The 12,388-nt window shown below is 43.7% G+C and carries 10 protein-coding genes; 1 reads left to right on the top strand and 9 read right to left on the bottom strand.

Going from position 1 to position 12,388, the window contains the following annotated elements; all coding sequences use genetic code 11:
- Positions 1-360 precede the first annotated feature (360 nt).
- From BLR43_RS11050 to pilM, 8 genes are all read right to left on the bottom strand, one after another.
- Positions 361-1,464 carry a hypothetical protein gene (locus BLR43_RS11050; protein WP_093071077.1) on the bottom strand — a complete coding sequence of 368 codons (1,104 nt, stop codon included), beginning with the start codon at positions 1,462-1,464 and terminating at the stop codon, positions 361-363.
- A gap of 135 nt (positions 1,465-1,599) precedes the next feature.
- On the bottom strand, positions 1,600-2,709 hold the full coding sequence (aroB, locus tag BLR43_RS11045; protein ID WP_093071075.1) for a 3-dehydroquinate synthase: 1,110 nt from the start codon (positions 2,707-2,709) through the stop codon (positions 1,600-1,602).
- Positions 2,710-2,787: 78 nt separating this feature from the next.
- On the bottom strand, positions 2,788-3,348 hold the full coding sequence (aroK, locus tag BLR43_RS11040) for a shikimate kinase AroK (protein WP_093071072.1): 561 nt from the start codon (positions 3,346-3,348) through the stop codon (positions 2,788-2,790).
- Between the two features lie 205 nt (positions 3,349-3,553).
- On the bottom strand, positions 3,554-5,923 hold the full coding sequence (locus BLR43_RS11035) for a type IV pilus secretin PilQ (RefSeq protein WP_093071070.1): 2,370 nt from the start codon (positions 5,921-5,923) through the stop codon (positions 3,554-3,556).
- 27 nt (positions 5,924-5,950) lie between these two features.
- Entirely contained in the window at positions 5,951-6,484 is a 534-nt protein-coding gene (locus BLR43_RS11030; protein ID WP_058025948.1) for a pilus assembly protein PilP, read from the bottom strand.
- Complete coding sequence (locus tag BLR43_RS11025; protein ID WP_071002930.1) at positions 6,484-7,218, bottom strand: type IV pilus inner membrane component PilO; 735 nt, start codon at positions 7,216-7,218, stop codon at positions 6,484-6,486. Before BLR43_RS11025 ends, BLR43_RS11030 begins: the two co-directional genes overlap by 1 nt.
- Positions 7,215-7,865, bottom strand: a complete 651-nt coding sequence (locus BLR43_RS11020) for a PilN domain-containing protein (RefSeq protein WP_071002929.1) — start codon at positions 7,863-7,865, stop codon at positions 7,215-7,217. Before BLR43_RS11020 ends, BLR43_RS11025 begins: the two co-directional genes overlap by 4 nt.
- The gene (gene pilM / locus BLR43_RS11015) at positions 7,865-8,920 is read right to left on the bottom strand and encodes a type IV pilus assembly protein PilM (RefSeq protein ID WP_071002928.1); all 1,056 of its coding nucleotides are present in this window, start codon (positions 8,918-8,920) and stop codon (positions 7,865-7,867) included. The genes BLR43_RS11020 and pilM overlap by 1 nt, the downstream gene beginning before the upstream one ends.
- A gap of 192 nt (positions 8,921-9,112) precedes the next feature.
- Here pilM and BLR43_RS11010 point away from each other — a divergent pair, with 192 nt between their 5' ends.
- The gene (locus BLR43_RS11010; RefSeq protein ID WP_093071068.1) at positions 9,113-11,761 is read left to right on the top strand and encodes a penicillin-binding protein 1A; all 2,649 of its coding nucleotides are present in this window, start codon (positions 9,113-9,115) and stop codon (positions 11,759-11,761) included.
- Positions 11,762-11,863: 102 nt separating this feature from the next.
- Here the strand turns inward: BLR43_RS11010 and BLR43_RS11005 are convergent, their stop codons facing one another.
- Positions 11,864-12,388 carry a DUF6586 family protein gene (locus BLR43_RS11005; RefSeq protein ID WP_093071066.1) on the bottom strand — a complete coding sequence of 175 codons (525 nt, stop codon included), beginning with the start codon at positions 12,386-12,388 and terminating at the stop codon, positions 11,864-11,866.

Genomic DNA, 12,388 nt, shown 5'->3' with positions numbered 1-12,388 from the left:
AAATGATAGATCTATCACTAAATGCTTGTTTAACAATAGTTTTTTACGATAACTATACAGAACGTCGCCCACAGTTATATTAGTTAATGATTCACAAAAAATCTAGTCTTTTCTATCGATTCATCAGCCATAATTTGTATATGGTCTCATTACTATTGGTTATAGGACGATTAAAAACCTATTAGAAATATAATATAAAGCGCCTATGTTAGGGTTACCTGAGGCAATGGATGATATCTGTCTACCTTGAATACTTTGCCCCAAAATAGCGACAGTAGCCACTAATATATTAAAAAAACGAAGTATAAAAAAACCCACTAACCAATTAGCTAGTGGGTTTTCAATAACAAAAAATGCGTATCAGTTGCTTTTGTCCTCTATTAACGACTTGATACTGTCACTATTATTTTTAGGCGCATTATTATTTTTAGGTGCATTTGCATTACTATTTGCCCCATTGTTGCTCGTATTGGGCGGTTTTGGCGCAGGTACAGCGGGTGGTTTTTTAGCGGTGCTATTATCTGCACCTGCTGTTGACGGCTTTTTATTTTCCTGCTTGGAGTTATTGGTATTACTTTGCGTTTGACTTGATGCCTCATCAGTTGATTGTGGCTCATTACCAACTGTGCGCTCTTCTGTGACAGATAATGTTTCAGAGGTATCTGCAGATTGACGGATGCTTTCTACTGGGGCGCTATCGTTAGAGGAACGTTGACTATCGCGACTCGTATTAGTGTTAGCGGCTTCTTGCTCATTAGCCGTATTGTTGACTGCTTGCGCTTGCTGACGTACTGGTATTTCACGCTTAGTCGGTTTTAGATTGACAGCGCGCGTGCGCTTCGTACTTAAGTCTTTTACTGGATCAGGACGCTCGTAGTTATCGATAATACTTACGTATCGATTGATCTCCTCCGGTAGTACACGTACATTGGCAGGCAGTTTAAAATCTGTGAGCTTTGCTGCCCCAACGGCCTCCTGTGGACTACTCATGATTCCGTAAGTCAGCATATAACGGACTTGATTTTCACTATCAAGATAGCGGAAATAAGCGAACTTATCACGATCTTCACGGCCTTCTAAATAGCTGACAATCACGTCATTTTCAGCGACATTCATCACCTGCACGGTCCACTTACCCTTGTTGGCAAGTAGATAGCGCTTGTCTTTAAACTCGTCAGGATAATTACGCAAGTCACGGACAGTCGTATCAAAACTAATCGGCTGTACATCGGTATCCAGCTCGTGAAGCGACTCGATTTTTAATGGTTGCTCAAACTCATCAGCCAACATTTGCGGTGCTGATACTGGTTCGTTTTCAATTTTGGCACCCATCGCTGGCGTTTGGCTTAGCATCCAGACTAACGCTGTCACAACACCTAATAGTAACGTCGCGACCAGCCAGATCAGGGCTTGACGACTGTATGATTGGCCAGCGGTACGCGTCTTCGATTTTGATGCTGCCATAGGAATATCCTTGGTAAAAACATATTTAAGAGCATTACACCAATGCTCATTCAAATAGAAGTGCAGTGAGTGCAGCCTATGAATCTGCTGTACATATCAAGTTTTAGTACGAATACTCACTAAAATTTTGATACATTATGCGCTGTGTTGTGACAATACTTCGAGCAACAGATCGTTATCGAAGTCATTGGTCACTACTGCACTCCCTATTGATTTTAACAAAATCAGCCGGATTTGTCCGTGTTTCACTTTTTTATCGTGTCCCATCAAGTCCAGAGCAGTTTGTACATCAATGGCAGGCGGTTTGGTTGGGAGGTTACCTAGCATCAAAACACGCTCAATGCGTTCAACCTCATCAAGGGTCAACCAACCAATTTTTTGGGAGAGTTTAGCTGCTTGCATCATGCCCGCCGCTACCGCCTCACCATGCAACCAATTGCCGTAACCTTGATGGGTCTCGATCACATGACCAAACGTATGCCCAAAGTTCAACAGGGCACGCACACCTGACTCTCTTTCATCTTGAGCGACCACATCTGCTTTGTATTGACAGCAGCGCTTCACGGCTTCGCCAAGTACTGCCAGATCCAACGCCATCATTGCAGTTAAATTCTCTTCAAGCCATGTCAGGAATGCTTCATCCATGATAAGCGCATACTTGATAATTTCAGCGACTCCTGCTGACAGCTCACGTGCAGGCAACGTTTTGAGCGTACTCATATCAGCGAGCACCATCTGTGGCTGCCAGAATGCGCCAATCATATTTTTGCCTTGCGCATGATTGATGCCCGTTTTGCCGCCAACGCTAGAATCGACTTGCGATAATAAGGTCGTTGGAATTTGGATAAAGTTGACCCCGCGCATAAAACTTGCCGCAGCAAAACCTGTCATATCACCCACCACGCCGCCACCAAGTGCGATAAGCGTGACATCACGATTGAAATGCTCTGCCATTAGTGCATCATATATTTGGTCAATGCTTGTCTGGTTCTTATATTGCTCACCATCTGGTAACACGCAAACTTTTACCGTAAACTGCTCTGCTAGCTCGTCTTCTAAAGCTTGCAAGTATAGAGGTGCCACGGTATCGTTAGTCACAATCAATACTTGGCAACCCTTAATATAAGGTGCGACTTGCTTTGCCATACTGCTGTCTTTTGACGTCGCATCTTCAGTAATAATGATTGGATAATCATGACTTTGCGTACGAACTGTTAAGCTATCATGAAACAGTGACGTTGCCATGAGACACTCCTTAAGCATTTATAATTGGGTAAAAGTAGCTGAGTATACCTACCTATCATATCAATAGATAATATCGGTCTACTCTTTATTGTCTTTTGGTGTTGTGTCAGTACAATCAAAAAATGCGTTCAGCTGCTGCATTAATTGGCTGACCATATGACGCGGATAAGTGTGACCAGTGGGCATAATAATATGCGCGACCTGACGATATAATGGATCGCGAATACTATATAGATCTTGCAGTATTTTTCTAGGATTAGGCTGTTGTAAAAGAGGCCGTGACTTGTCTTTAGAAGTGCGGGCCATTTGTACATCGACTGGGGCATTGAGATAAACCACGATGCCACGCTGTCTTAAGAACTCTCGGTTTTCAGCAGCCAATACTGCGCCACCGCCAGTTGCTAATACAATTTGGGGGGCTTGAGTCAGCTCATCAATGGCACGTGTTTCACGCTCACGAAAACCCGCTTCACCTTCTTTGGCGAATATCCAAGCAATGTCAGCACCGGTTTGCGATTCGATATACCAATCACTATCTACAAAAGTGCGACCTAACTGCTTGGCCAGTAACTTACCGATCGTCGTCTTCCCCGCTCCCATCGGACCCACTAAAAACACCGACGGCAATTCCTGCACCATAATACTCACTCAGCTAAATTAGCTATCATACAACGTCATTGATATTCTGGCTAGTAATGCGCTGTGATTATTGTTAGTAATATTTAGCGCTTATCGTCCATTAATCCATGCATATAGCTCGCAATATTAAAGATGCTAAGTTTATGCCCAAAAAAAAGTAAGCACTAAGGTTTACTTTTTTAGTGAATAATAAACAAATTTATGATTAATTCAAGCGCGCTGTACCATCATTGATCAATTTTGGTGTGACAAATATCAACAGCTCTTCCTTATTGTTATTGCGCACATCTTTACGGAATGCACGGCCAATGTATGGTAAATCGCCTAAAAACGGCACTTTGTCCACATTGTTGTTAGTACGGTTTCTAAAGACCCCACCCAATACCACCGTTTGACCATCTTCAACGATCACATTGGTTGAGATAGAATCTTCATTGATAGCAACGATACCATTGGTAAATAATGGTGTACCATTGGTGATAAGTAACTGCAGACCAATTTTGCCATCAGGGGTAATATTTGGCGTCGCCTCTAAACTCAGTGCCGCTTTTCTAAAACTGGTTGTAGTTGCGCCGCTCGCTGAGGCTTCCTGATAAGGAATCTGGGTACCAGAAGAAACTTTTGCGGTTTGCTTGTCGGCCGTCAAAACTTTCGGGGTTGAGATGACTTCACCGCGATTGTCCGCTTGCAATGCTGATAGTTCAAGATCAAGCATCACATCAGATAAACTTAATAGGCCAAAAGCGATACTACCGGCTGGATTATCCACCCCTAAATCAACGTTTAAGTTATCAGGACGGCTGATGTCATATGAAGGATAAGAAACCGTTTGTCCATTGACAGTCGTGGTTTCTACGTCAAAATCTTTTAAGTCCCACAAAGTTTGATCACTACCACCAACCAACAAGCTACGATTATTGGCTGCACCATTTGATAAGATTCCCCAGCGAACCCCAATCTCTTTACTAAAGCTGTCAGTGGCACTAACGATACGCGCTTCAATCATAACCTGACGCACAGGGATGTCAATCTTGCTAATTAAGGTACGAATATTTTCAATGCTATTTGCCACATCTTTGACAATCAAGGTATTGGTACGCTCATCAATTGTTACCGTACCACGATCCGACAACAACGTATTATTGTCATTTCCACGATTTGTAAGTCCGCTCGTGCCCCCTATACCGCTACTACCAGATGAACCACTTCCTTGAGAAATCAAAGTCAGGACATCTTGTGCTTTTGCATAGCTTAAACGAATATATTCAGTACGTAATGGCGCATAAGATTGAACAGCTTGCTGCGCTTCAAGCTCACGTGCTTCTTGTTCAGCGAGTTCAGTAGAAGGCGCAACCAAAATCACATTACCATTTTCGCGCTTGCCTAGATTTTTACTTTTTAGGATAATATCGAGTGCTTGATCCCAAGGCACGTTGATCAAACGCAAGGTGATGTTACCAGCGACTGAATCACTCGCAACGATATTCATCTCGGTAAACTGCGCTAAAATATCTAACACACTGCGAATTTCAACGTCTTGGAATTCCATAGACAGTGGCTCGCCGCTGTATACTCTCTCCTCAAGTGTCGGCTCACGTAGCAGCTCAGGCTTGCTAATACTAATATTTAACTGATTGCCCGATTGGTAAGCTTGATACTCGTAATCATCAAACATATTAATAGTGATGACACCATTTTGTCCTTGGTTTTTAGTATCGATGCTACTCACCAAACCACTATTAATATTTAATCGACGTAGCAAGTTTCTTGGGACCGTACTGCCTGTTAAACGTACGACAAGCTTATTACCTTGGCGTTGTACATCTACCGGAATGGCTTCGTTGGCAAGTACCATGCTGACGTTACCGCCACCATCATTACCTGCCGAAAAATTGACCGCGCTGAGACCATCATAGCTGTATTGCTTACTCACTTGTGCCGAAGCAAGTTGCGGGTTCAACAGTGGATTAACTCTGACTACCATCGTATCGGCTGGTACTTCGTTTTCTACCACGACGGTATTATTTGTACTGACAGCTGCAACGGGAACCGTGCTGGTCTCAACGATTGGCGTGACGACTGCAGTGGTGGTGATGCCGCTAGAGTTATTAAGGACATCTTGTACAGGGTCACTAGTAATCACTGGACGATCAGGATCTGTAATGGTCAGTAGTAGCTCGTTACCCTCAATCGCTGTTGTATAATTGCCTGATTGCTTGAGGCCAACGATAAGACGCGTCGTACTGTCGCTACTCAACGTGGTGACATCATTGACCATACCGATATTGTATTCGTTGAAACGACTGGCAAGACCGTTTTGTACTTGTTCAAAGTCTAATACCAAGCGGCTAGGATCATCAAGCTCGTAGGCTGCAGGCAATACTGGTAAACCTGTGAACCCCAAACGCATTTGTGTCACTGCTGGTGCAGTTTGCACTACAGACACATTATTGATGCGCTGTGCAGCGTGGGCGCTACTACTGACTGCCACCATGCTGACTGCCAGTGCTGAAATGGCAAAAGCAGAAGAAACGCGGTTGCTCATCATCATTACCTTGTTATTGCGTACTGTCATTATTTATTCCTCAAAAAATCTGCCGACTTAGCTTATAGGGGATACCAGCGACTGGGGTTTTTCAATAAACCCAGCGCGGCTGTCTGGCACAATTTCAATCAAATTGATCTGGGTCGGCGTGATTTCAACAATACGGCCGTCATTCAATCCAAGATAATCACCTACCTTCACACTAGCAACTGAACCATCAGGACGTTGTACCAATGCGTATCGCTGACCTTCAGGCGACACTACTACGCCTCGAAAAACCAGTTGCGATAACTCGTATTGTTCAAGTGGTTCTTTTACACGTGTAATATCTGGGCGCACGCCATCAATAGAAGTGGTAGGACCCTCTACATTCACCAAGCTCGGTGGTAAAAACGGGCTGCGCTGTGAGCTTGCACTATAGACGAAGTCTTCTACTAGTTCAGCTTTGGGTGGTGGTTCGATAGGCTGCGCTGGCTGGTTACGGATGTCAGTCATCGCTTGCTCTGCCATACCGATACGATCCGTACAGCCAGTCATCGCTAGCACTGAGATACTTAAAGTCAACAGCATGGGTAGTTTTTGCATACTCATTAGTTACCTCCTGCATTTGCATCAGTAGCGGCGGCATCACCTGCAGGAGCCGTTTCATCTTCAGGAGTCGCTTCTTTTGAACGATAGGTTTTGGTTTGCAAGACTAGATTAAGCTCAGGTAAAACATCTAAGCTCGGTTGTGGGTTACTCACCTCAAAATCGTGCATGGTGATGATACGAGGCAGTGCTGCAAGGCCACTAATAAAACTACCAAACTGATGATATTCACCTAAAGCAGCAATGCGAATCGGTTGCTCAATGAAAAATTCATTTTCAATCTCAGGTTCGACAGAGATGTCTTGAAAACGAATATTACTACCGACACCTGTCATATTGATACCTTCTACCAGCTCTGACACACGCGTGTCTTTTGGCAACTGGTCTAATAAGGTATTAAACTCCGTTTCCATCTGAACGACCTGTGCTTGATAGGCTTGTAGGTGACGCGCGCGCGATTCTTTTTCACGATAGCTTTCAAGCAAGGTCTGTTGCTGACTTTCAGCAGCATTGATCTCATCGATTTTACTACTAATCGGTAGCGCCCATGATAGGGCCGCTATAAAGGTAATAATAAGACCGATCACCGTCACCTTCACTGGTAACGGCCAGCTGCCATAGTTTTCAGAGTCTAGTGACTCAAAACTGCGACGAAATTCATTAAGATCAAACTGCTTCTTTGGTTTTGAAGCAATTTTTTTGGTCTTGATCAGGCTTTTTTTACGGACAAGTTTCATAACTCCCCTCCCACACCATCTTCCGCAGGGACAGGCGTTTCTGATTGTACTTTAGTCGTCACTACGAACTGTACATAACTGTCTTCAGGATAGACTGGACGCGGTGTCTCACCAGCCGTAGTGACGGTATTATTTAGTACAGGGGCCGCTTCATAAGCGCTAATGTTCTGTTGAATATTGCTAACTGCTGAGTTACCCATCCATTTACTGCTGTCCAAATTACGTATCAGGCTAGATACAATGTTTGGGTTATCAGCCAGACCAGTCAATGTTAATACATCGCCTTCGCGTTTGAGATTGGTTAGATAAAGCGCTGGTGGAATCGCTCTTGCCAGATCATCCCACAAACGTACTGGTACAGGACGCCGACCTTGCAAGTCTTGAATGACCTGCATACGTGAGATAATATCTTCACGGCGCTGCTCTAAACTGTCAATCTCAGTCAATGCGGTGTCTAAGCGTGCATTTTCTTGTTCAATCAAAGCATTAGCATCAAGCTGTTCATCAAGCTCATTGTTAAAATAGCTCCATGAAGCAAAGGCCGCCAATAAGGTGAGCAAAGTCACCGCAACGATCAGAGTCATAAACTCTTTGTTACGACGCTCGCGCTCCTCTTGTCGCCAAGGTAAAAGGTTAATACGAGCCATTAGTCAAAGCTCCTTAACGCAAGACCGCATGCAGCCATTAATCCTGGCGCGTCAATGGTCAATTGCTCATTATCGATATTAGGCGCAATGGTCATATTGGTAAACGGATTGGCAACACTAACGCTTACACCGAGTTTTTGTTGTGCCATCCCAGCAAGACCTGCAATGGAGCTACTACCACCCGCAAGTACCACGTGGTCAATACTACTATACTGACTTGAGGAGAAGTAAAATTGTAAGGAACGAGTGATTTGCTGAATGGTATTTTCTATAAAAGGGGTCAAAACTTCAGGATAGTAGTCATCAGGCAATGTGCGCTCACGTTTGCTCAGCGTTGCCTCTTCAGCTGACAACCCATACCGGTTTTGAATCGCTTCTGTTAACTGAACACCGCCAAACAATTGCTCGCGACTATAAATAAACTCACCATTCTTTGCGATATATAAAGTGGTTTGATTATGGCCGATATCAACCAAAGCGACCAGTTCTGGCATATTTGGCAGATTGTCTGCCATCAGTCCAAAAGCGCGCTCTATTGCATGTGACTCGATATCCATAACCTTGGTTTGCATACCACCAAAGGCCAACGCATCAACACGCTGATCAACGTTTTCTGAGCGAGAGGCCGCAAGCAGTACTTGTACCATATCCTCACTCACTAAAGATGGACCTAGCACCTCAAAATCTAAATTGACATCTTCTAATGGATAAGGCACATATTGATCAGCATCCAAACGTATTTGTGCTTCACGCTCAACATCGCTTAGCATCATATCCATATCAATAATTTTGGTGATGACGGCAGATCCTGATACGGCGGTTGCAGCATTACTGCCCGCAACTTGGCAACGTCTTGCTAGACTCGCTATAATGTTGCCAACCGCCTCTGTATCAACTAGGAGTTTGTCGACGACTACACCTTCCGGTAGTCTCTCAATACCGTAAGATTTTAGGTGGAACATGCCTTGTTGACGCTGTATGTCCACTATTTTTACTGAAGTGGCACAAATATCCACACCAATCAAATGTCGACTTTTTGAAGTAAATAGCCTCACAAACTCTATACCTTATATTAAGTGTACAATCTGATAGTTATTTGTAATAATTGAATACAATACTTTACTTAATTGATAGATTCAAGCGTTTAAAAATATATTAAGGCCTACTTACACATTTATTATGACCTGTTGATTTTGTTCAAGGTATAATACCTTATCCGCTACAAATTCTAATGAATAAGTCTTATTATGGCCAAAAAAAATGCTACCGCTCGTCTCATTCATTTCTTGGTGGGACTTTTTGTCGCTTGCCTAGCATTGGCAGTTATCTTAGCGCTTGCTGTACCTATTGGTTTTTATGGGATGGCGATGTATTTATCGCCAACTTTGCCCAGTATTCAAGAGATAAAAACTGCCAATTTAGAAATGCCATTGCAGATTTATAGTAGCGATGACAAATTAATCGGCCAATACGGCAATCGTTTATCGTTACCAGTCACATTTGATGAAATTCCTGAAGATTTGACTCACGCTTTTTTAGCGGCAGAAGATGCTTCTTTCTTTCAGCATAGTGGCATCAGTATCAAAGGTCTTGGACGCGCGGTCACTGAAGTGGTGACTGATGATGACAGTCAGACTGGTGGCTCAACTATTACGATGCAGGTCGCCAAAAATTATTTTTTAAGTCCTGAGCGTACTCTAAACCGCAAACTGACGGAATTATTTTTAGCACGTAAAATCGAAGACGAGCTGAGTAAAAACGATATTTTGACTTTATATGTCAATAAGATTTATTTGGGCGAAGGCGCTTATGGTATCCGCGCCGCTGCCAAAAAATACTATAGTAAATCACTAGATAATCTTACTATTGCTGAAATGGCAATGCTTGCCGGTTTACCAAAAGCCCCTTCTAAATATAATCCTGTTGCCAATCCTAGCCGCGCGTTGACTCGGCGTAACTGGATTATTGGCCGTATGTATGAGTTGGGTTATATCACCAAAGCTCAGCATGATGAGGCCGTTAACTCCCCCGTTGGCATTAAGCTATATCAAGAAAAACTCGACGTTAATATGCCCTATTTGGCAGAAATGACACGTGCGACCTTAGTTGAACGCTATGGTGAGCAAGTCATGCACAGTGGTTGGCGCGTTCGTCTCACGGTCGATAGTAAGGCACAAACGGCGGCAGAGGCTGCCATATTAACTGGGTTGATTGCTTACGAGCATCGTCATGGTTGGCGCGGCGCAGAGGCAAATGACGAGCCTCTCGAAAACTTTCAGCGCTATAGCAATATGTCTCCTGCCAAAGTTACCAAAGTCAACTCTCGTAGTTTTGAAGCGATATTACAGTCTGGTGAAAGTGTAACGGTCAATTGGTCTGGCATGAGCTGGGCACGCAAATACATCTCTGCCAATCGTATCGGTTACTACCCTAATAATGCTAGCCAAATAGTGAGCAAAAACGATATTGTCCGCGTGATACCTACCGCAAATGGTAATTGGCAACTAGGGCAGATACCCAAAATACAAGGTAGTCTGGTTTCATTAAATCCAGAAACCGGCGCGGTTAATGCATTAGTAGGCGGTTTTGATTTCAAACACAGTAAGTTCAACCGAGCCTTACAAGGATGGCGCCAACCTGGCTCAACCATCAAACCATTAGTCTATACCGCCGCTTTGGAAAAAGGCTACCGCCCAGACAGTATTGTTTCAGATCGCCCTATTCAAGTAGGCGACTGGAAACCTAAAAACTCTGATGAACGCTTCTTAGGGGATATCACGCTACGTCGTGGTTTGTATTTATCTCGCAACTTGGTTTCTATCCGTCTCCTACAAGCCATTGGTATCTCTGATGCGCGCAACCTCTTAGATGAGTTCGGCCTAGACAAAGAAAAACTACCAACAACTTTATCGTTGGCTCTAGGGGCAGGACAAGCAACCCCATTGCAAATGGTAACGGCGTATTCAACCTTTGCAAATGGTGGTCACCGCGTACAACCTTACTTTATTGAGCAAATTTATAACTATAAAAATGAGTTATTATTTCAGGCCAATCCACTTCAGGCTTGCGCCTTATGCTTTAATGAGCAACTTGAAGCGGTTAATAAAAACCTGATAGAAGAATATAACAAGTCATTAGAAGATAAAAACAGTACTACTGAAGAATTGGCTACCGAGAGCACAGAGCTAGAAAATAGTGAAAATGTAGAAGTAACGGATGAAGCAATCGACCTTACCGTCTACGACGCTGGTCCACAATCAGATCGCCTAAAAGCACCTGTCGTACAATACATAGCAGCCAAACAAGCACCAAGAATATTAAAGCCTAGAGTAGCATTTGAAATGGCAGATATTTTACGTGATGTGGTGCAACGTGGTACTGCAGTACGAGCAAAAGCCTTAGGCCGTGATGATATTGGCGGCAAAACCGGTACAACCAACGAAGCCAAAGACGCTTGGTTTGCAGGGTTTCATCCTACCAATGCAACGGTTGTATGGATGGGGTTTGATCAGCCAACATCTATGGGTCGCCGAGAGTATGGTGGTGTGGCTGCCCTGCCCATCTGGATGGACTTTATGAAAACTCAGCTCAAAGACACGCCAAACCAATGGGTGTCTATCAATAACCGCTCAAAATCTAAAAAGCAGCAACAGCAAATTATAGAAATGACCGATGATGGTATTATAACTGATGATGACGACATCTCTGATAATAGCGCACCAGCAAAACCGGTCAAGACTCAAATTCAGCAGCGCAAACCGACAGTCGCCGAGCCCACTGCAGATACTAACAACTCAGCAGTAGCTCAAGCAAACAATAGCCGTAGTAACGATAGCGTGCCGCAAAACCCTTTATCGGTCACGCCGGTCCAGCGTATGCCCCCGATGCCAGAGTAATCTACTGGTATCTCTAGCTACCGATATAAAAAAAAGGCTTATTCAGTCATCACTGAATAAGCCTTTTTTTGTAGATATTATATTTCGAATAGACTCATCCTGCTAAAACTCAACCATCCCTGCACGTAGTTGCTCGATCAGTTCTAAAAGCTGATTACGCCATTCTCTTATCGTTGCCTCATCAGGTAACCATTGATTTGACAAAGTAACGACATTCACAATAAGGTCGGGCGCAGATAAATCGCTACTTGGTTTTTCATCCACAACCGTATCTGGTGGTACCGCATAGAGACAACGCTCATAAGCGCGCTCTATATTTGCAATAAAGCCTTGCTGCTGCAATTGCTGCAAACGCTGAATCTCAGGAGATACCTGCGTGCGCTCGCTTAGTGCTTGCTCAATATCTGACAAAGTTGGTGCGGTCATATTTAAGCTATAAAAATGACCCAGTTCTTGAGTGAATGCCAGCAGCGCACCATACAAATGAAAAATAGCCGTTTCACAATGAGCTTGATATAGCTGCTTATCATTGGTGCTGCCTGCTGCTTGACAAGAGAGACGGCAGAAATACAGTTTTTGATTGGTACGATCTGCTTGATATTTGGCAACGCGAGTTTTACCTGCCAT

It is taken from the genome of Psychrobacter pacificensis (assembly GCF_900101915.1).
GTDB lineage: Bacteria > Pseudomonadota > Gammaproteobacteria > Pseudomonadales > Moraxellaceae > Psychrobacter > Psychrobacter pacificensis.
The sequence above is the reverse complement of the archived record's forward strand: the minus strand, read 5'-3'. Positions and strand labels throughout refer to the sequence as shown.

What these genes read in the sequence shown, in the direction of transcription:
- BLR43_RS11035 (WP_093071070.1), bottom strand. Translation starts at nt 5,923, where the DNA reads ATGACAGTACGCAATAACAAGGTAATGATGATGAGCAACCGCGTTTCT.
- BLR43_RS11005 (WP_093071066.1), bottom strand. Translation starts at nt 12,388, where the DNA reads ATGGCAGGTAAAACTCGCGTTGCCAAATATCAAGCAGATCGTACCAAT.
- BLR43_RS11010 (WP_093071068.1), top strand. Translation starts at nt 9,113, where the DNA reads ATGGCCAAAAAAAATGCTACCGCTCGTCTCATTCATTTCTTGGTGGGA.
- BLR43_RS11050 (WP_093071077.1), bottom strand. Translation starts at nt 1,464, where the DNA reads ATGGCAGCATCAAAATCGAAGACGCGTACCGCTGGCCAATCATACAGT.
- BLR43_RS11020 (WP_071002929.1), bottom strand. Translation starts at nt 7,865, where the DNA reads ATGGCTCGTATTAACCTTTTACCTTGGCGACAAGAGGAGCGCGAGCGT.
- BLR43_RS11030 (WP_058025948.1), bottom strand. Translation starts at nt 6,484, where the DNA reads ATGAGTATGCAAAAACTACCCATGCTGTTGACTTTAAGTATCTCAGTG.
- aroK (WP_093071072.1), bottom strand. Translation starts at nt 3,348, where the DNA reads ATGGTGCAGGAATTGCCGTCGGTGTTTTTAGTGGGTCCGATGGGAGCG.
- aroB (WP_093071075.1), bottom strand. Translation starts at nt 2,709, where the DNA reads ATGGCAACGTCACTGTTTCATGATAGCTTAACAGTTCGTACGCAAAGT.
- BLR43_RS11025 (WP_071002930.1), bottom strand. Translation starts at nt 7,218, where the DNA reads ATGAAACTTGTCCGTAAAAAAAGCCTGATCAAGACCAAAAAAATTGCT.